This window comes from Bacillus sp. C30 (assembly GCF_040838255.1).
Classification (GTDB): Bacteria; Bacillota; Bacilli; order Bacillales; family Bacillaceae_G; genus Bacillus_A; species Bacillus_A mycoides.
Genome location: NZ_JBFPJH010000025.1, coordinates 1 through 21315 on the forward strand (window position 1 = coordinate 1; position 21315 = coordinate 21315).

Below are 21315 nucleotides of genomic sequence, written 5' to 3' on the forward strand. Positions count from 1 at the left end.
TAAAAGTGTACCTCCAAATGTTGATTTTCGTGTCTAACATTTGGGGTGCACTTCAATTCTTTCAGGATGCTCTTTTTGTTTTTATTTTTTATTTATTCGCAACTGATTACACGGAGAACAGTGAAATGGAATTTTGTCTAAACAATTAAAGTTTGTTTCACAAATTTGTTCTATCGTTGGAACAAATGGAATGACAACTATGTTACTATCTATTATTTGTGTAACAGGTGGCAATACTGTGCCTACTTGATGTTCGAAGCGAATACTCGCTTGATTAATATAATTTCCTGAACCACTTGGTGCACTCTGAACTGTTACTTGGAACGAAACTGTCCGTGCTTCACCTGGATTTAAACTTCCTATAAGAAACCCTGATACTGGGCTTACATTTGGCACTGGCGTATTATCAACAGTTACACTTCCAGGAACAAATCGAAAACTACTATCTAACATATCTTGAAAACGAATATTTTGTATCGCTGTATCCCCCGTATTCGTAATAACTGTCGTAAACGTAATAACATCGCCTATCGTTGCTGATTGAAGATCTGCCGTTTTTACGACTGTTGTTGAAACATTTTGAGGAATAAACGGGATAACAACTGTATTACTATCGCCTTCAACTACTACTGGCGGCTCATTAGGATTTACAGTTGCAAGCCCATTCGCTGTAGCTGTATTTGTAACTAAATTATTTATTTGCCCTCCTGTTATTACAACTTGGAAATTAATAATCGCTGCATCATTTGGCTGAAAATTACCTAAAGGGATACCAGTATTCGGATTGGCAAATGGAAAAGGTACATCATTTACTGTTACCGTGCCATTTATAAATAACGTATTTGGGTCAATGATGTCTGTTAAAATAATATTCGTCACAGGAACTGTACTATCATTTATAACAGCAATTCCGTAAGTGACAACATCTCCTACCATTGCTACTTCAAAATCCGCTCCTTTTGCAACAAATAAAATTGCAGTATTTACCGTTACAATAACTGTATTACTTGTGTCCATCACTGTAACTGGTGGCTCTCCTGGTACTAAAATATACTCTGCTAATGCCCCAGAAACGTTCACTACCGTACCACCATCAGGAAAACTTGTAATCGTAGCTTCATATGTTACAATCACCGTTTCACCGACTGGGATATCTGGTATCGTAAATCCAATCTGTGGATTTAACCCCGGCTGTGGTATTCCATTTATCGTTACACTATTTGGGACAAAATCAGCTTCCTGAGATAACACGTCTATAAATTGAACATTCATCGCATCAGCCGTACCAGTATTTAATATACGAACAGTATACGTTACCGTTTCTCCTACTCCAACAATTGGATGATCTACTTCTTTTAGCATATCTAAACTGCCTCTATTTACTGGTGTTACTGTCGTATTACTTAAATTCGTTATCGTAAATGGAGGTTCTCCTGGAATCAATTCAAAATCACCAGTTACACTCGCCGAATTCATAATACTATTAGAAGGCGGAATTGCGATTACAGTTACTTCGAACGTTATTAAAACGCCATCCCCTACTACAAGATCCGGTAATGAAAAGCCTACAAAAGGATCTAAACCTACTTGCGGAATCCCATTTATCTGTACACTCCCTGGAACGAATTCTAAACTAGGTGATGGAACGTCAATAAATTGCACATTTGTCGCTGTTACCGTTCCTGTATTTGTAACTTGCACACTATACGTTAACGTATCTCCTAATCGTGTCGCCTGTTTGTTGACAGTTTTTATAACATTGAATCGCCCTCTATTTACCCTTGTTATTGTCGTATTACTCGGCTCTGTTACTACAACTGGTGGTTCTCCTGGTACTAAAGTAAAACTTCCGGTTATATTTGCAATATTCGTTATTGTTCCTGAAGATGGAATATTTGTCACTGTTGCTTGGAACGTCACTATAGTCGTATTGCCAACAAGTATATCGCCAATTCCAAACCCAGTAATCGGATTCAAACCAGGTTGCGGAGTTCCATTTACCGTTACACTATTTGGGACAAATGACGCTCCTGCTGAAATCGTATCAATAAACTGAACATTGTTAGCTGTTACTGTTCCCGTATTCGTTATTTGCACTGTATACGTTAATACATCGCCAACGAGAGTCGCAGCCCTGTTCACCTGTTTTATAACATTAAATCGTCCTCTATTTACAGTTGTGAGTGTTGTATTGCTTGGTTGGTTTACTATAACTGGTGGTTCTCCTGGTACTAATATAAAGCTTCCAGTCACATTTGCCGTATTGGCAATCGTTCCGTTTGATGGCACACTGACGACGGTTACTTGGAAGGTTACTTCTACACTTTCACCTGGATTTATATCTGGAAGCGGGAATCCATTATTAGGATTGAATCCAGGTTGTAACACACCGTCTATCGTTACACTGTTCGGTATGAATGTTATAGAGGAAGGTAATACATCACTATATTGAACATTCGTCGCTGTCACTGTTCCCGTATTTTGAACTACTGTTGTATATGTGATTGTATCTCCTACTGCAACAACCGGCTCACTTACTGATTTTAAAACATTCAAACCAGATTCATTTATTTTCGTTAATGTCGTGCTACTTGTCGTTGTTTCAGTAATAGGCGGCTCTGTTTCACTTACAGCAAATGTAGCCGTAACATCCACAAAGTTAACAACTGTTCCACCTTGAGGTATGCTCGTTACCATCTCTTGGTATGTGACAAGTACAAAATCACCTACAGGTATATCTGGAACTGTAAAGCCTATGAACGGATCTAATCCAGGCTCTGGTATTCCGTTTATACTCACACTTCCTGGAACAAATGCTACACCACTCGTACTAGAATCAAGAAATTGAACATTTGTTGCCGGCACTGTTCCAAAATTAAAAATCAATACATCATACGTTAAAATTTCTCCTACAGTCGCTACTTCTTTATCTACTAGTTTTAACGGAAAAATAAACGCTATATTAATTGTCGTAACGACTAAATTTGTTAATATCGTTTCCGTAATCGATGGTTCCTGCGGATTTGGTTGTGAAGTAAATGTAACGTCTGCATCATTTAATATGACTTCATTATCTGGAATTTCTGTAATCGTCACTCGGAACGTTACCTCAATACTTCCACCATTAATTAATAATGGAGTAACTGTAAATCCTATTTCTGGATTTAAACCAAGTTGCTGCACCCCACCTATCGTTACACTATCTTCTACAAATGTCGTTCCTTCTGGTATGACATCTTGGAAGAACACATCTGTAACAGGTATAATTCCTACGTTTGAAATTAGCACGGTATACGTTAATACATCCCCAACCGCTCCAGTTGCAACGTCAACTGTTTTGGTTGCTGTTACTTCACCAGGAGGAGGTAACGGTATCGTAACTACTGTCGTATTACTTGAATTTGTCGTTGTTACAGGGGCTGTAAAGGATTTAATAAAAAAGTGGCTGTAGCAGCTGCCGTGTTTAGTACGGCTCCACGCGTGGATGGCGCAACTACTGTTACTTGGAACGTTACAGTCAATGATGTGCCAGCAGCTATATTAGGAAGCGTAAAACCTATATTTGGATCAAATCCAGGTTGAGGAGTTCCATTTATCGTTACACTATTTGCTACAAATGTTGTTTCTGGAGCAATTGGATCAATGAAAGAGACATTCGTTGCTGTTACCGTTCCATTATTTCTAATGACAACAGAATACGTGTAAATTTCTCCAAGTGCCGCTTGTTGTACAGATGAAGATTTTTGTATATTTAACTGTGCTGTGTTTACTTGCGTCACGACGAAATTGCTATTCGTAACAGTCGTTATTGGAGGATTAGCTGGATTTATAAGAAAACTTGCAGTAACGTTTGATTGGTTTCTAATATTTCCACCACTCGGGACACTCGTCACTATAACTTGAAACGTAACTGTAACGGTTTGCCCAACTGGAATATTCGGAACTGGAAAACCTACCACAGGGTCTGCACCTTGCTGAACAACTCCATTTATCGTGACACTATTCGCTACAAACGCAGTTCCAACAGGAATCGGATCTTGAAAAATAATATTTGTTGCAGGAACAGTTCCTGTATTTTGAATAAGAATCGTATACGTTAACGTATCTCCTACACCTGCTTGCGGTGTGTTTACACTCTTTATTACATTAATTGATCCTACATTCACTCACGTCACAACAATATTACTAATTGTTACAATTGTAATTGGTGGCTGCAAAGGACTTACTTGAAAATCAGCAGTCACATTTGCATTATTCGGAAGAACTCTATTTGGTGGTACACTCGTGATTGTCACCTGAAAAGCAGCTGTTACCATCCCTCCTACTGGAATATTGGCAAGCGGAAATCCAGTCGTTGGGTTTAAACCTGGCTGAGGTGTTCCGTTTATTGTTATACTATTTGCTACAAACGTTGTTCCAGAAGAATAGGATCGAGGAATGATACATTTGTTGCTGCTACTGTTCCACTATTTTGTATAAGAACTGTATACGTTAACGTATCTCCTACACCTGCTTCAGTAGCGCTTACACTTTTCATTACATTTAACCCTGAAGAATTCACGACTGTCATAACAGTATTACTTGGTACTGTTACAGTAATCGGTGGCTCTGTTGGATTTACAAGGAAATCTCCAGTTACATTCGCATTATTTACGACATTATTTCCTTGGGGAATTTCATCAATTAATACTTCAAACGTAACAATTACACTCGCGCCAGTAGGCAAATTATTTAATGGGAATCCAAGTTCTGGATCTGCCCCTTCTTGTAAAACACCATTAACAAATACACTGTTTTCAATAAATAATGTCCCTTGTGGAATTGAATCTTGGAAAAATACATTTGTAGCTGGTACACTACCTGCATTTATGACTTCGATTGTATATACTAAAACATCCCCTACCGTTGCAACATCCGTATTCACTGCTTTCACAACTTCAAAATTCCCTGATTGTACAGTTGTATTCACAATGTTACTAGGAACATTGATTGTTACTGGCGGTTCGTTCGGATTCACTTGAAAACTTGCTGTTACATTTGCTTGATTTAAAATATCTTCATTTTCTGGATCCTGTACAATTAATACGTCAAATGTGACTACAACGGTTTGAGCCGCAGGAATATTTGGAAGAGAAAATCCTGTATTCGGATTCAATCCACTTTGCGGTACTCCATTAATCGTTACAGTATTTGCAACAAATGAAACAGCGGAAGAAATAGTGTCTTGGAAAAACACATTTGTTAACGGAACGTTTCCTGTATTTTGGACGGCAATCGTGTATGTTAAAGTGTCCCCTACTGCCGCTTGCGTTGTATTCACTTCCTTTATTACATTTAAACCACCTGTATTAACTTGTGTTACAACTGTATTCGTTTGTCTATTAATCGTTACTGGCGGCTGATTCGGAATAACGACGAAATTAGCCGATACATTTCCACGATTCGCAATCGTCCCTCCTGATGGCGTAGATGTGACTCGTACTTGAAAAGTCACTGTCCTACTTCCACCTGGAGATATATTCGCTACTGTAAACCCAGTCGCAGGATTTGCTCCAGGCTGTGAAACCCCATCTACAGTCACACTATTTGGAATAAAAGTCGTTCCAGTTGGGATCGGATCTTGAAAAATAACATTTGTCGCAAGTACATTTCCTGTATTTTCAATTGTAACGGTGTACGTAAGAACGTCATTAACTGTCGCAAAAGCTCTATCCACTGTTTTTCTCGTTCTTATATCAGCTATATTAATAGTAGTAAATACAGTATTACTTGTCGCTTGACCTGAAATTGGTTGTTGGCCAGGCACTGGAGTAAAGTTAAATGTTACACTTGCACGGTTCGGAATTGGATTTACAAGAGGATTAGATGTTACTCGAACTTGAAAGCGCACTACAGTCGTTTGTGAAGCATTAATACTTCCAAGATTAATACTACTTGATGGATTCGCTCCTGGACGTGCTACTCCATTTACCGTAACACTATTTGCGACAAATGTTGTTCCTGCAGGGATACTATCAACAAAAATAACATTGTTTGCAGCAACATTCCCATTATTCGTGACATTAACTGTGTACGTTAATACGTCATTAAGCGTTGCCGTCTGTAGGTCTACAGATTTTTGCATACTTATAGTTGCTTGATTCACTGTCGTTTGTACTGTATTTGAAGAAGACGTACTTGTAATAGGGGGACTACCGACAAAAGGACAGAATTGATATGACACCATTGCACGATTTAGAATAGGGTTTGGGTTCGGGAACGATGTTATTCGAACTTGAAATGTAACAATTCTTTGCGTGTTATTTGGGATTGTACCTAAATTAATTCCATTCGCTGGATTCGCACTCGGTTGTGTTACTCCACCTACCGTTACACTACCTGCTACAAATGTCGTTCCGTTCGGAATACTATCTTGTAATACAACGTTTTCTGCACTTCCTGTTCCTGTGTTCGGGACCGTAATCGTATAGGTGAGAGTATCCCCTACCCCTGCAACTGTTCTATTAACCGATTTAACAGGATTAATGATTGGACCTGTCGCATCAATTTGAACACCAAAACCAGCTGCAGCGTATCCATCTCCATTTGTGACAAAGCGAACAGTTGCTGACGTCTGATTGTTTACTAAAGAAGATGAGGCGTCTACATTCGTAATATCCCACCCTTGTCTTCGGACCGCTAAAGCGATTCCTAACGGCTGATTCAAATCTCCAAATGTGCCGCTCGTATCTAGATTGCCACTATCATTACAAATTTGTGATTGAAAGAAATTATTCGCGGGGTTTCTCGGTCCGAATAATGCGACTGTAGCATTTGCATTCGGTCCAAAACGAAGCTGATCTCCAACAATGTTAGAATCACCTTCTTGAGCAGTTACGAGCACTCTTCCTGTAACAGCTCCTGTTGCTGGAGTAGCAAATCCTGAAATAGTAGCATCAACTGGCGGGGATGAAGCATCGATAATTTCTTGACCTGCATATACTGACAAATTCCGAAGTGGTAAACTTGCATTTTGATAAACTACCTCAAGCGTCCAGCCAGCTGAACGACTGATTGTTGGATCAGCTGAAGTTCTTGCAGCTGGCACGGCACCTGTTGTATATGTGCCTGCCCCACCTGCACTTACAAGATTCGTTACATTAGCAGAGCGAGCATAATAAAACTGGTTTCCTACCGAACCTTGCTGCGCGGTAGCAGGGTCTGGCGTAACTGAAAATATTCCTGCTGGTGTTGTAAATGTAATATTATCATTTAAAAATGGTAATACATCTTCCGTATCAGTCCGGAAAGTACCAGCCCAAACCAACTCTGCATACAAAATACTACTCCCTGCCGGAAGGTTTAAAATTGCACTTGAAGAATTCAATTGCCAGTCATCCGTTGTTCCTGCTGGGAATCCTGGTACTTATAACGACGTATTTACTGTCGTAAATACAGCAAGTGTACCAAAAATATTACCTGGCGCAGGCGATGTAGGACTATATTCCCAGTGAACGTGACGGCACCAGTTACTGTTGTTGTAAAGCGATTCAAAAAAGGCACGTAATCATCTCATTTCATTTATAGTAAAAAGTGCTCTATACTATAAAATGTAGACAAACTATAGAGTGTACGTTGTCCAAAAAAATTCCGCACATACGAGAGGAGTTTATAAAACTATGCGCTACGTTATCGTAACAGGAACTTCACAAGGTTTAGGTGAGGCAATCGCCGCACAATTGTTAGAAGAAAACACAACCATCATCTCTATTTCTAGAAGAGAAAATAAAGAGCTTACTAAACTCGCAGAGCAAAAAAACAGTACTTGTATTTTCCATTCCGTAGATCTTCAAGATGTACATAATTTAGAAACTCGTTTTAGCGAAGTCGTTTCATCTATAGAAGAAGACAAAGTTTCATCTATTCATTTAATTAATAATGCAGGCACAGTCGCACCAATGATGCCAATTGAAAAAGCAGAAAGCGAACAATTCATTACGAACGTTCACATTAATTTACTTGCACCTATGATTCTTACATCTACTTTCATGAAACATACGAAAAACTGGAAAATAGATAAACGAGTTATAAATATTTCGTCTGGAGCAGGGAAAAACCCTTATTTTGGATGGGGCGCTTATTGTACAACGAAAGCCGGTGTAAATATGTTTACGCAGTGCGTAGCTACTGAAGAAGTAGAAAAAGAATACCCTGTAAAAATCGTTTCTTTTGCACCAGGTGTTGTTGATACAAATATGCAAACACAAATTCGTGAAACAAATAAAGAAGACTTCACAAATTTAGACCGCTTCATCTCATTAAAAGAAGAAGGAAAGCTATTATCACCTGAATATGTTGCGAAAGCTATTCGTAACTTACTAGAAACGGAGGACTTCCCGCAAGGTGAGGTTATTCGAATTGATGAAAGGTAAAAAAGCACGCTCATAGCGTGCCTTTTTACCTTTCAATAAATATAAGTACAGACTCCATCATCTTCTCATAACCAATCTCTTGATAAATTTTATTTGATGTTGGATTTGCCAGGTCCGTATATAATGTCGTTGTTTTGTAGCCTTCATCTAACATACGTTGACTAAGTGCAGCGACACAACTAGATGCGTACCCTTTTTTCCGAGCTTCTTTCGGTGTATATACGAAATTAACTGTTATATTGTTTGTAGTCGGTCTCGTTTTTGCAGCTACAGAAACAATCTTCCCGTCTACTTCTAAACCAAATAGACGATGATTAGTAATTAATATATGAGCAGTTTGTTTCGCTTCTTCTTTCGTAGTAGGAAGCTTCACATCTTCGCAAAATTGATATATCCACTGCTCTATTAATGTTAGCTCATCACTACTTACTTCTCGAAAGATTCCATCTCCGTTCCACTTTTTCTTTACTTGTTTTAATTCATATATACCTTGCTCCATTGCAACATTAGTTTTCTTATTCTCTAACACTGCAATCTCTTCCGCTAATTTCTGTACGATTTTTTTATTACCAATCAATCCAGGAATATGTGGATATACTTTCGTTAACTCTTTTGCAAGTTCCTTAATAGCTACTGCCGAAATCTCAGACGTAGCAACAATTATTTGTTTCTTTTCTTCTGTTTGAAGAAATACAGCTGCAATTTCTTCCTCTTGTTTTGCTACTCCTATAAATATCGGTTCTTGGACCATTTGTAATACACCTAATATGAGATTATTTTCCTGCTCATTCTTCTCTAAAAATGGTGTAACCTCTTCTGTAAAATTAAGAATCTCTTCATATACATGTAATTGAATCATCGACAATCTCTTCCCTCGATTTATATTTAAATTAAGTATTGGCGATTAATTCATCAAATCCTTCTTTTACGATTCAATAATGTTCGAAGCTAACGTATTCAAATCATTTTCAGCTTGTAAAATTCTTTGTTTTTCCTTTTCAAATACCTCTTCTTCTTTTTGAAATGACTCTTTTCGATTTTTAATCATACGCTCCATCTCTTTTTTACTCGGTCCACCATATACATTTCTTTTTTGAATAAAAGCTTCTGGTGATATAATTTCTTTCCACTCTTCTTCTAATAAATTTACTTTCAAATTTTCTTGTAAGTATACATTTATGTCTTTGAAATTTAATTCATGTAACTCCTTTTTCTGCTCCAATGACATATTCGCAATCGCACTTGCTGCATGATGTGCATGCCGAAATGGTATTTCATAGTTTTTTGTTAAAACATCTGCGAAATCTGTAATCGTAATCGCGTGTTTATATGAACGACTTTTTAACGTTTCCTCTTCTACTTTCATCGTTCGAATAACTGCGTTCATCATACAAAAAACACGAATCGCCTTTTCGATTCCTTTATATAAATACGGCTGCAAGTCATCCTCCGTATCGACAATATCGCCAAATGGTGTATTATGAATCATTTGAAATACAGTAAACGCTTCCCCTAAAGCACTACTCGTAATAGCACGGGCATGTTCTATTGAAACAGGATTTCGTTTTTGCGGCATAATACTACTTATTTGCACATATGGCTTCGCTACAGTAATCCCATCATATTCTTTCGTCGCTAATAGTAAAAAATCATGAATCCATCTACTCGTATTCGTCATAATAACCATTAGTAACGAGCTAACTTCTAATAAATAATCTGCTCCAGCAACAGCATCATATGAGTTCTCAATTACATTTGTAAACCCAAGTAACTGTGCCACTCGTTTTCTCTTAATTGGGAAGCTTGTTGTAGAAAGGGCAGCTGCCCCCATTGGAGAATGATTTAAAAGATGATACGCTTTTTTCATTCTTTCTAAATCTCGTTGCATCGTATCATAAATTGCCAAAATATAATGACCAAATGTTGTCGGCTGCGCCGGTTGTGTATGTGTATACGCGGGCATAATTGTTTCCATATGTTCACCGGCGAGCTCCAGCATACTTTCTTGCAGCAATAAATGATGTTCCATTAACCGCAATACAAATTGCCGTAAACTCATGCGATACATCGTTACACCCATATCATTTCTACTTCTACCGATATGCATATTACTTACAAATTCACACTTTGCTTCTTGAGAAAGCAAATGTTCAACTAAGAAAAAAAGATCTTCATGTTGCTCTGTATATAGCAACTTCTCCTTTGGAATCCCCTCTACTTTTTTAAGTGCGATTAATATAACTTTCGCTTCTTCTCTTTTCATTAACTTCTCTTCAGTTAACATAGTAATATGTGCCCTATGCACTTGAAACATATCTTTTAATAAATAATTACGCTAAAAATTAAATACGTGCTGTAATACACAATCTACATATGTTTTCCCAGGGAAATCAGCGCCTTCATTCTTAATAAACTCTTCTTTACTCTGTTTCATCACCTTTTCCCCTTTCGCCTAAGTGTTACTACCCATCATACCCAAGGATGGTGAAAAAGTGTTTGTACATAAAAATAAAAGTCGCATCATACTTATCACTTTGCAACACTTGAAAGTGTAGATTTGCTAAATGTTTACGTATTTCAGCACTGTCATCCTCATTTAAATTATTTGCCAAGAAAACAATTTCTGTACAGTTTCCGCGTTTATCCATTGCATAAACTGCTTTTGTTACCGTCCATGGTGTATAACCATTCTTTTGTCCAGCATGCCTGAATGTTTTACGATATTTCTTTGCGCTCATATCTGTTTCAACGATATTCGCCCACACTTTTTCTTCCGCTTCTGTAAGACCACCTTGATGATTTGCCTTTTGAAGCAGTACCATATAATCGTTAGCGGAAGCAGCCGGCAATCTATCCGACCAAATTTTGTCGTAACGTTCCTCTAAATACAGAGGAATTTCCTTCTGTAATAATGGTCCCTTCTTTTTTAAGCGTTCATGAATAATCATAGCATATTCACGATATTGCTCTTGAGACATTTCTTTTAACTTTTTCTCTATTTTATATTTTGGAACATGTAATTCTTTATGCAAATATCCCGGAATGTATAAAGATGAAACAATCGGAAATAGCGGTTGATGTGCAGGAAGTGCTAAACTTTGTAAATTCCGATTAATATTGTCTAATCCTAATACCTCCATTAAATATTCAGTATTTGCATTAGAACTAAACTTAACCATTCCTTTTGTAACTTCTTCTAAAGAAACCGCTCCTTCAGTTATCTTTTCTTTTTTTTGCAAATAATTTTGCCATCTATCTTGTGCACCACCATCTGTACCCGGCACATAATAACGATTCACATCATTAATTGAAACGAAACTAGACGGATCGATTTTCCCCTCTGTAACTTGTTTCGTATATTCAAGCGCCACAATTAACTTCATCGTACTAGCAACTGGCAATACAACATCCGGATTTACAGAATACACGACTTTATCATTTCTTTTTATTAAAAGTGCACTATTCTTTTCATCTTTATGTTCTTCAATAAAGGATGCTATGTACTGCGCATCATCATTATTTGAACTCCACACTTTTTTCACTAAAAAGTTACCTGATATCAGCAAAACAAAAATACCCACAATCACTGCGCATACTATAGTTTTTTTCAAGTAAAATTCCTCTCCTATTGTGTAACTCTTCTCTATTTATCTCTTAAAAACAAAATAATGGAGATGATTATTTAAACAATCATCTCCATTATTTTAACTTGTATGCTACTATTATGTCTACGTCATAATTTTCACAAAATCCTCTAGAAACTTTTTATAATGTAAAGACCAGCCAATTTTAACCCAATTTTTCAACGCTTTTGCTTCAGGTTGCGGGCGAAAATCAGCGATACTTTCCCCTTTCGCAACTCCAACCATATCTACATCAACACGACGATACACGTAATCTAAAAGAGATGGATTTGCCGCTACCATCATCGTTACTACATCATGCACTGGGCTCCCTGTTATTTTAGGATTCAGATTTTTATAAGCTTTATAATAATAATCGAAAATCGGTTCTATTAATTTCTTGAAATTCGTTTTAGAATGTTTCGTAATGTATTTCACCATCTCCGGTGTAATAATCGCTTCTGATGTAACGTTAAGCGGTATTAATGTCACATTTTTTGCATTTTGCATAACTAATTGTGATGCAATTGGGTCACCATGAAAATTGGCTTCCGCGACTGGTGTAACATTTCCGGGCATTAAAAAAGCTCCGCCCATTATATAATATTCTTTCACATACTTCATCATTGGTTTTTCTAAAATAAATGCCGTCGCTAATGTTGTTGATCTGCCGGCATCAACAATGATTAGTTCTCCTTTATATTTTGCAATGATATCGAAAAATGCACAAAAAGGTTTAATATTGGGAGAAAAAGTTTTAGGAGGCTTAATAGGTCCCAAACCGTCTACCCCATGAATTTCCGGATAATATGTTACAAACTCCCCAGATAAAGGAATTTTCGCTCCATTAATAACAGGTATATCTTCCCGGCCCGCCATTTGCAATAAATACGCCGCATTACTCGTCGCCTTTTCCTGCGTTACATTCCCATATCCTGTTACTACTCCAACAATATCAATATCAGGATGCAATAATCCATACATAATTGCTAAAGAGTCATCAATTCCTGGGTCTCCTAAAAATAATATTTTTTTCATAGACCTCAACTCCATCCCATCAATTGTTATTACTTTATGAATACATGACGGAATACAGAATGAAAAAGATAAATTTTGTATAAACAAAAAACGTAGGAACTTCATATTAGAAGTTCCTACGTTTTTCTATATTTTTATGCTACTTTTTTCATCGTAACCATACTACCAATTATATAAGAGATAAATGCAAAGCAAATCGGGAAAACAACTGTATGTATACCAAATGGATTAGGGTAGAAAAGGTGAATAAACATATAGGAACCTACTCCAACTAAAATAGATGCGAGAGCTCCAGTTGCATTTCCTTTTTTCCAATATAAACCTAACACAATCGGCCAAATGAACGCTGCTTCTAAACCACCGAAAGAAAATAAATTTAACCAAATTAAAAAGTCTGGTGGCTTAATAGCGGCAGCATATACGAGTAATCCTACGATACCAGTAATCAATAGGCTGCCTTTCTTTATCGTACTATCCGCGGCATCTTTATTTATGTAGTTCACATATATATCTTTAATAATTGACGAACTTACAAGTAATAATAATGAGTTCACAGTAGACATTATCGCTGCCATTGGTGCAGCTAAGAAAACTCCAGCTAACCAAGGTGGCAACACTTCCATCGCGAGTAGCGGCATTACTTTATCTGGTACCGTTATGCCTGGAAGGACTACTCTTGCAAACACACCTGTTAAATGCATACCAATCATAATCGTACCGACGACAACCGTTCCAATGATTAATGCTTGGTGCATAGCTTTTGAATTTTTATAAGACATAGCACGCACACTAATTTGCGGTAATCCAACGACACCAATCCCAATTAAAATCCAAAATGATGTGACATATGATTTCGTTAAACTTCCATCCGCTCCGAACGGTGTTATTAAATTCGGATTAATTTGAATAAGTTCCTGCATAATCTTTTCAACTCCGCCACCAGCAATGACAGTAGCAATTAAAATGATTGTTGTTCCGACTAACATAATGATTCCTAATAACGTATCTGATAAAGCAACTGCACGAAATCCACCAATTAACACATACACAAGTACAGAAAATGTAAATAAAAATAGTGCCGTTGTGTAGGAAAGTCCTGTTAGCGACTCAATTAATCGTCCTCCGCCAACCCACTGGGCTACTGTTGCTGAGAACAAAAAGATTATAATACATAACGCAGAAAGAACAACTACCGCTTTATTATTGTATCTGCCCTTTAAATAATCAATAAGCGTAATTGCTTCCATCTTTCTAGCGATAATAGCAAACTTTTTACCAATAACCGTTAAAACGATATATCCTGTTACAACTTGAATCGCTGATAACAGCACCCATCCAAGACCCATATTGTAAGCAATACCAGGCCCGCCGATAAAGCTACTTGCACTACCGTACGTAGCAATCATCGTCATAGCTAATAATAAGCCACCAAGTTCACGCCCACCAAGAAAATATTCTTGTAAAAATTTATTATTAGCGGTTGCTTGTACACGTCTTGATGCATATACACCAATTAAAAACACAACGATAAAAGAAATTATCATTGGGATTATTACATACCAATTCATCTATCATTCCTCACTTTTTTCTTCCTCATCGAGTGAAATATCTTGAAATAAAAAACGAACAACTAAAATAAGCAAAATAACCATTACGATAAATCCAACGATACAGCTATAAAAAAACCATGCTGGAAAACCTAATACATATGTATATTCACTCGGATCCTTACTTCCAAGCCCATAAGCAAATCCATACCATATTATAAAATTAATAATAGCTAATCCAAGACCAATTAACGCTTCTCTATGGGCAACTCGAAAGCGCGGATCATCATGATAATTCTTCATTTTCCCCCTCCTCTCACGATGTATAATTGTACCACTGTTTTTCTAGTTTTTCCTACTAGAAAACAAAAACGCGCAGGATTTTTTGTAATTATATAGAATACAATGTTTCATTACATATTTTTTACAATTGTAACGAAAATGAAATTTGAATTTTCAGCATTTTTTATTTATGATTTTAAGTAGAGGCTTTTCATCTAGTTCCCACATCCTTGATTTCGGAATAAACGCCGTCTCGTACTGCGTTTAAATTATATTTTCAAGGGGGTTATACAATGAGTCAACTAGCTGTAAATCTTCATGAAAAGGTAGAGAAATTTCTTCAAGGCACAAAGAAACTATATGTGAACGGAGCGTTCATTGAAAGCGCTTCCGGAAAAACATTTAAAACTCCTAACCCAGCAACTGGTGAAACACTCGCTATCGTTGCTGAAGCTGGTCGCGAAGACATTCATAAAGCTGTGGTAGCTGCTCGAATGGCTTTCGATGAAGGTCCTTGGTCACGCATGAGCACTGCTGAACGCAGCCGTCTTATGTACAAGCTCGCTGATTTAATGGAAGAGCATAAAGAAGAGCTCGCACAGCTCGAAACGTTAGATAACGGAAAGCCAATCCGTGAAACAATGGCGGCAGACATCCCACTTGCAATTGAGCATATGCGCTATTATGCTGGCTGGGCGACGAAAATTGTTGGTCAAACAATTCCTGTTTCCGGTGATTACTTTAACTATACACGCCATGAGGCTGTTGGTGTCGTCGGTCAAATTATCCCTTGGAACTTCCCACTTCTTATGGCAATGTGGAAAATGGGAGCTGCGCTTGCTACAGGATGTACAATCGTTTTAAAACCTGCAGAACAAACTCCACTATCCGCTCTATACTTAGCTGAATTAATTGAAGAAGCTGGATTCCCGAAAGGTGTTATTAATATCGTTCCTGGATTCGGTGAATCAGCTGGACAAGCACTTGTTAATCATCCACTCGTTGATAAAATTGCATTTACTGGTTCTACTCCAGTCGGTAAACAAATTATGCGACAAGCATCTGAATCATTGAAACGTGTTACTTTAGAGCTTGGCGGTAAATCACCGAACATTATTTTACCAGACGCCGACTTATCTCGCGCGATTCCTGGTGCACTTTCTGGTGTTATGTTTAACCAAGGACAAGTATGCTCTGCTGGATCACGCTTATTTATTCCAAAGAAAATGTATGATAATGTCATGGCTGATCTCGTCCTCTATTCTAAAAAACTAAATCAAGGTGTCGGTCTTAACCCTGAAACAACAATCGGTCCTCTCGTTTCCGAAGAACAACAAAAACGTGTAATGAGCTACATTGAAAAAGGGATTGAAGAAGGCGCTGAAGTACTTTGCGGAGGAAGTAATCCATTCGATCAAGGCTACTTCGTTTCTCCTACAGTATTCGCTGACGTAAATGACGAAATGACGATCGCAAAAGAAGAAATTTTCGGTCCAGTTATTTCTGCAATACCTTTTAACGATATTGATGAAGTAATTGAACGTGCAAATAAATCACAATTCGGCTTAGCGGCTGGTGTGTGGACAGAAAATGTTAAAACAGCACACTATGTTGCAAGTAAAGTACGTGCTGGTACTGTATGGGTAAACTGTTATAACGTCTTTGATGCAGCATCTCCATTTGGAGGATTTAAACAATCCGGTCTTGGCCGCGAAATGGGATCTTACGCGCTGAACAACTATACAGAAGTGAAGAGCGTTTGGATTAACTTAAATTAACGAGAAAGAACCTGACCTACTCGGTCAGGTTCTTTTCATTATGTATTCATTTACACTTGCAACCCACCGCTCACATTTAATACCTCTCCTGTAATGTAAGACGCATACTCTGATGCTAAAAAGGCAGCTGCGTTTGCAATATCTTCCGGCGTTCCGATTCTTCCAACTGGAATCGCTCCAACCATTTTCTCTTTTACTTTATCCGGTATTGTTTTTGTCATATCAGTATCCATAAACCCTGGACAAATCGCATTACACGTAATACCAAAACTTCCAACCTCTTTCGCTGCTGTTTTTGTTAAGCCTACAACCCCTGCTTTTGTAGCCGCATAATTTGCTTGTCCAATATTTCCTTCCCTACTAATAGAAGAAATATTAATAATCCGTCCATACTGTTGTTGTCTCATATAAAGAAGCGCTGGCTGCATACAATAAAAAACGCCAGTTAAGTTCACTTGTAATACTTGTTCCCAAGCAGACTTCTCCATCTTATGTAACATTGCATCTTTTGTAATCCCAGCGTTATTCACTAAAATATGTAATGTACCAAATTTTTGCACCGCATATTCAATTAACGACTTCGCTTCATTTTGATTACTCACATCACATCGATATAAACTCACATCATACCCTTCATCTGATAATTCACGTATCGTTTCTTGTAGCTTCTCTTCATTTACATCACTAATTAATACTTTGGCCCCTAGTTTTGCAAAAACTCGTGCGATTTCTTTTCCAATTCCCTGTGCAGCACCCGTTACAACAGCTGTTTTCCCATTCAACAATTCCATCTCTATCCCCCATTTCTATTAGTTATATTGTATATTTCGGCTCTATGCTTTCCAAATCCTCTTTGTATAAAAAAGTCTATTTGTGTCAAACTAACTTTGCAACGCCGCATAAAACACAAGGAGATTGTGTCGAATGAAAAAAAAGAATGTAAATCGAAACAAAGCTGCCGATGGCATTGATGTTGAGTTCGCTCGCGAACTCGCTGACCACAATGACTTAGAAGCAAACGCACGTGCAAATGCCGCTGATGCACGTCAAAAACGCCAATCAACAGAAAAATAAGGAACTGCAACGTTCCTTATTCTTTTCAACAGGGACCTACTACCCATCAAAATAAACCGAGAGTATCTCTCCTCTCGGTTTATTTTCTATATTTCTTTACGTAGTGCGCTAAAGCAAGTAACGGATATATATGTCCATAACTATGATAGCGAATATAAAAGCCCCCCGGTAACCCTGTACCAGTAGGATATTTTTCATTCATAGTAGACTGCGCGAGCAAATATGAAATTCCTTTTCGAATAATCGGTGTTTCTTGATCGTAGTAAGAAATGAGTGCATCAAGTGCCCACGCTGTTTGTGACGGCGTACTAAAGGGTAAAGAAATAAATTTTTTCTCTACACTACTTTGACAGGATTCTCCCCACCCTCCGTCTTCATGCTGCAAATGTTCGAGCCATGAAGCTGCTTTTTTCAACGACGGATGAGTAGAAGGCACTCCTAATGCACGTAAGCCTGTCATCGTTGCCCATGTCCCATATATATAACATATCCCCCATTTTCCATACCATGATCCATTCTGTTCCTGTACATCCATTAACCATTTGATAGCTTTCTTTTTTTGCTCTTCAAGCAATTCATTCGGTGCATACGTTCCGAATAATTCTAACACCCTACCTGTAATATCTGGTGTGGACGGATCGGTTATCATATCACTCGCATTTTCAATCGGCAAATTCGATAGTAACTTGCTCGTTACCCCTCGTTCAAAAGCTCCCCAGCCTCCATCATTGTTTTGCAATCCTTTTACCCATTCCACACCTCTTCCCCACGCATCATCTACTCTATCATTCCCTCTACTTCGCGCTAACGCTCTAAGGGCAGCTGTAGTATCGTCTATATCAGGGATCGTCGTATTAACATCTGAAAATCCCCAACCGCCAGCTACAAGTGATGATGCATGTACGCTCCAATCTACCTTTTTAGTTTGTTGTTTTTGCAATAAATACTCCGTCGCCCTTTGAATCATCTTATTTTCATTTGTAACTTTAGCTTCTTGCAATGAATAGCTAAGTAAAGCGGTATCCCATACGGTAGAAGGAGAATTTTGCAAATGACTTCCTCTGTCCATCTTCCATATATAAGATTTTAATCCTGTCACAGCTTTCTCAATAATTGGAGACTGAATAGAGTGCCCTAATGCAAGCAAAGCATAAATCATATAAAACGTAGCACTGGCGTAACTATATAATGTTCCATTTTCATCTATACGCTCCTTCATAAAGCGCTCTACTTCTTCGTATCCTTTATGATGTAACGATAATGGATAAGATATTACCTTTTTCACATCACCTAACAACGATTGAAACAGCGGAGACCGCTCCTCTCGAAACCATTGCCCACCCCCGCCTGCAATATGATTTAAATTTGGCAATAACTTTTTCTCTACACGGAATCTCTTATTCATACAAATCATCATCGGAATTAAATGTATACGCGCTGAGCTGCTTAGCCCAAATATACTGAGGGGGGAGTCATCTTGTAAAAATAAGATTGGCGTTGGAAAGTGAAAAAGCGCAGGAAATTCATATTCTCCATGAATCGCTAATAAAAATTTCGTCATAAAATGAGCACGAGAAACTCCCCCGTGTTCCTTAATAAACATTTCAGCTCGCCTCATATTCATATCTTCTTTCGAATATTTTTCCGTAGCAAGTAAAGCAGCATATGCTTGAATCGTCGCGGATAAATTCCCTCCCTTTTCATCTTCGTATAATTTCCAAGTCCCTTCATTTGTTTGAAGAGATGCTAACCTTTTCACAAATGGTTCTATTTCGTCATTTCGCCCTAATAATTTGAGTAAAAAAATCATGTGACAATCCGTTAGCAAAGCTCCTTCAAAACAAAATTGCCACGCTCCGTCTTGCCTTTGCATCGTTTGAAGTGCAGTCGTTCTCCGCTCTATCTCCTCATGCACTTTGTCATATAGTAGCACACCGCTCACCCACCCTTTCTAAGTCCGTATACGATATTCGAAAACTCATCTAAATATGTATGAAAACAAAGAAAAGCAGAACGTGTATTACACACATTCTGCTTACAAACAATACCCAACCCCGACAACAATTCCTAATAGTGCACCAACAACAACTTGATACGGTGTATGTCCAACGAGCTCATTTAACTTTTTATATTCTGTTTGTCTACCATGAAAAAAATCATTCAATATTTTCGCTTGCTTACTTACCGCAAGCCTTACTCCTGAAGCATCGTACATAACAATAATGGCAAAAATAGCGGCAACCGCAAATATTGGACTCTCCACACCTTCCACCACTCCGACACCTGTAGCAAGTGCAGTAACAGTCGAAGCATGCGAACTTGGCATTCCACCTGAAGCAAAGAACTTAGCAAAATCAAACTCGCCTGTTTTTATTAATTTAAAAACGACTTTCGTTAACTGTGCTAAAAACCAAGAAATTATAGCTGCTATAAGTGGATCATTATGTAAAATTGTTTCCATGTTTTTCAGCTCCTCACTGACTATAATGGAATTTCTATATAATATAAGTATAAAGAAAAATGCGTAGAAAATACTACGCATTATGATACTTTTGCTGATTTATTTTTAATAAATTTTGGTTGCTTCTGTAGTAGAAACTTTGTTTTCGCCATTGAAAAGACAAATAAAGCAATCCATATACAGAAAAACGCAATCATATGAGTAGATGTGAAATGTTCACCAAAAACGAACACACCTAAAATTAAACTAATAGTCGGCGCGATGTATTGTAAAAATCCTATCATATAGAGCGGAATAAGTTGTGCTCCTTTAGCAAAATAAAAGAGTGGTAACGCTGTAACAATACCTGCCCCTATTAAAAGAAACGTTGATATTGCCGAAATAGAACCGAACGAACCAAAGCCATGAACTCCTGTCATAAACAAATATATAAGTGCAAATGGCGTCACTAACATCGTTTCCATCGTAAGCCCAATTGTTGCATCATAATTTAATAATTTTTTCGTTAATCCATATAATCCAAATGAAAAAGCAAGTGAAAGAGAAACCCACGGAATTGATCCGAAACGTATCGTTAAAATAACAACGCCCAATCCAGCTAAACCAACCGCAACATATTGCCAAAAATTAAGCTTCTCTTTTAAAACAACTGTACCAAGTAAAATACTTATAAGTGGATTAATATAATACCCAAGACTTGCTTCGATTACATGGTTATGATTTACGGCCCATATGTATACAAACCAGTTTCCACTAATAAGTACCGAAGCAATTGTTAATGACATTAATAATTTAGGTCGTTTAAAAAGGGCCACTAACTCCCCACCAAACTGACGAAACCTCTTCGTTACTCCTAAAACTAACAACATAAAAACAAATGCCCAAACGATGCGATGCGCTAATATTTCATCTGCCGGTACTTCCTCCACCCATTTCCAATAAATCGGAAGGACTCCCCACATCGTATACGCACCTGCTGCATATATAATCCCCTGCTTTTGCTCTGCTGTTTGACTCCCCATCTTCCTTTTTCTCCTCTTCTCTTTTTTTCTTCATTATAAAGTCTCACATGCTTACTTTACCAATATTCAATCTGCATTT

General features: G+C 37.7%; 12 protein-coding genes and 2 pseudogenes. 3 read left to right on the forward strand and 11 right to left on the reverse strand.

Annotated features, from left to right (window positions below; translation table 11 throughout):
* Positions 1 to 81: 81 nt before the first annotated feature.
* A pseudogene (locus AB3X49_RS05125) lies at positions 82 to 7542 on the reverse strand (CLIPPER-2 domain-containing protein).
* Between the two features lie 116 nt (positions 7543 to 7658).
* On the opposite strand from AB3X49_RS05125, the gene AB3X49_RS05130 reads away from it, so the two are divergent.
* Positions 7659 to 8411 carry a (S)-benzoin forming benzil reductase gene (locus AB3X49_RS05130; protein ID WP_367960787.1) on the forward strand — a complete coding sequence of 251 codons (753 nt, stop codon included), beginning with the start codon at positions 7659 to 7661 and terminating at the stop codon, positions 8409 to 8411.
* Positions 8412 to 8436: 25 nt separating this feature from the next.
* On the opposite strand, the gene AB3X49_RS05135 is transcribed toward AB3X49_RS05130, so the two are convergent.
* The 6 genes and pseudogenes from AB3X49_RS05135 to AB3X49_RS05160 form a co-directional block, all read right to left on the reverse strand.
* Complete coding sequence (locus tag AB3X49_RS05135) at positions 8437 to 9270, reverse strand: GNAT family N-acetyltransferase (RefSeq protein WP_367960789.1); 834 nt, start codon at positions 9268 to 9270, stop codon at positions 8437 to 8439.
* A gap of 66 nt (positions 9271 to 9336) precedes the next feature.
* Positions 9337 to 10845: pseudogene (gene argH / locus AB3X49_RS05140) on the reverse strand (argininosuccinate lyase).
* 28 nt (positions 10846 to 10873) lie between these two features.
* On the reverse strand, positions 10874 to 12022 hold the full coding sequence (locus tag AB3X49_RS05145; protein WP_367960791.1) for a serine hydrolase: 1149 nt from the start codon (positions 12020 to 12022) through the stop codon (positions 10874 to 10876).
* A 117-nt stretch (positions 12023 to 12139) separates the two neighbouring features.
* Positions 12140 to 13072, reverse strand: a complete 933-nt coding sequence (locus AB3X49_RS05150) for a nucleoside hydrolase (RefSeq protein WP_367960793.1) — start codon at positions 13070 to 13072, stop codon at positions 12140 to 12142.
* Positions 13073 to 13206: 134 nt separating this feature from the next.
* Positions 13207 to 14640 (reverse strand): sodium/pantothenate symporter, encoded by a 1434-nt coding sequence (gene panF, locus AB3X49_RS05155; RefSeq protein ID WP_367960795.1) that lies wholly within the window; start codon positions 14638 to 14640, stop codon positions 13207 to 13209.
* A gap of 3 nt (positions 14641 to 14643) precedes the next feature.
* A complete protein-coding gene (locus AB3X49_RS05160) occupies positions 14644 to 14922 on the reverse strand; it encodes a YhdT family protein (RefSeq protein ID WP_002014357.1) in 279 nt (92 codons plus the stop codon).
* Positions 14923 to 15194: 272 nt separating this feature from the next.
* On the opposite strand from AB3X49_RS05160, the gene dhaS reads away from it, so the two are divergent.
* On the forward strand, positions 15195 to 16679 hold the full coding sequence (dhaS, locus tag AB3X49_RS05165; protein ID WP_002087742.1) for an aldehyde dehydrogenase DhaS: 1485 nt from the start codon (positions 15195 to 15197) through the stop codon (positions 16677 to 16679).
* Positions 16680 to 16729: 50 nt separating this feature from the next.
* On the opposite strand, the gene fabG is transcribed toward dhaS, so the two are convergent.
* Positions 16730 to 17470, reverse strand: coding sequence for a 3-oxoacyl-ACP reductase FabG (gene fabG, locus AB3X49_RS05170; protein ID WP_367960798.1), 741 nt, complete (start codon positions 17468 to 17470; stop codon positions 16730 to 16732).
* Between the two features lie 133 nt (positions 17471 to 17603).
* On the opposite strand from fabG, the gene AB3X49_RS05175 reads away from it, so the two are divergent.
* Positions 17604 to 17753, forward strand: a complete 150-nt coding sequence (locus AB3X49_RS05175; protein ID WP_002066466.1) for a YfhD family protein — start codon at positions 17604 to 17606, stop codon at positions 17751 to 17753.
* Between the two features lie 79 nt (positions 17754 to 17832).
* Here the strand turns inward: AB3X49_RS05175 and AB3X49_RS05180 are convergent, their stop codons facing one another.
* The 3 genes from AB3X49_RS05180 to rarD form a co-directional block, all read right to left on the reverse strand.
* Positions 17833 to 19686, reverse strand: coding sequence for a terpene cyclase/mutase family protein (locus tag AB3X49_RS05180; protein ID WP_367960804.1), 1854 nt, complete (start codon positions 19684 to 19686; stop codon positions 17833 to 17835).
* A 102-nt stretch (positions 19687 to 19788) separates the two neighbouring features.
* Positions 19789 to 20214: a divergent PAP2 family protein gene (locus tag AB3X49_RS05185; protein ID WP_000447809.1), complete on the reverse strand. Its 426-nt coding sequence runs from the start codon at positions 20212 to 20214 to the stop codon at positions 19789 to 19791.
* Positions 20215 to 20294: 80 nt separating this feature from the next.
* On the reverse strand, positions 20295 to 21236 hold the full coding sequence (gene rarD, locus AB3X49_RS05190; protein WP_002014350.1) for an EamA family transporter RarD: 942 nt from the start codon (positions 21234 to 21236) through the stop codon (positions 20295 to 20297).
* Positions 21237 to 21315: the final 79 nt, after the last annotated feature.

Bases quoted from the DNA above. Each gene is read 5' to 3' on its own strand.
- AB3X49_RS05130 (WP_367960787.1), top strand. From the start codon at position 7,659: ATGCGCTACGTTATCGTAACAGGAACTTCACAAGGTTTAGGTGAGGCA.
- AB3X49_RS05135 (WP_367960789.1), bottom strand. From the start codon at position 9,270: ATGATTCAATTACATGTATATGAAGAGATTCTTAATTTTACAGAAGAG.
- AB3X49_RS05150 (WP_367960793.1), bottom strand. From the start codon at position 13,072: ATGAAAAAAATATTATTTTTAGGAGACCCAGGAATTGATGACTCTTTA.
- panF (WP_367960795.1), bottom strand. From the start codon at position 14,640: ATGAATTGGTATGTAATAATCCCAATGATAATTTCTTTTATCGTTGTG.
- AB3X49_RS05160 (WP_002014357.1), bottom strand. From the start codon at position 14,922: ATGAAGAATTATCATGATGATCCGCGCTTTCGAGTTGCCCATAGAGAA.
- dhaS (WP_002087742.1), top strand. From the start codon at position 15,195: ATGAGTCAACTAGCTGTAAATCTTCATGAAAAGGTAGAGAAATTTCTT.
- fabG (WP_367960798.1), bottom strand. From the start codon at position 17,470: ATGGAATTGTTGAATGGGAAAACAGCTGTTGTAACGGGTGCTGCACAG.
- AB3X49_RS05175 (WP_002066466.1), top strand. From the start codon at position 17,604: ATGAAAAAAAAGAATGTAAATCGAAACAAAGCTGCCGATGGCATTGAT.
- AB3X49_RS05185 (WP_000447809.1), bottom strand. From the start codon at position 20,214: ATGGAAACAATTTTACATAATGATCCACTTATAGCAGCTATAATTTCT.
- rarD (WP_002014350.1), bottom strand. From the start codon at position 21,236: ATGGGGAGTCAAACAGCAGAGCAAAAGCAGGGGATTATATATGCAGCA.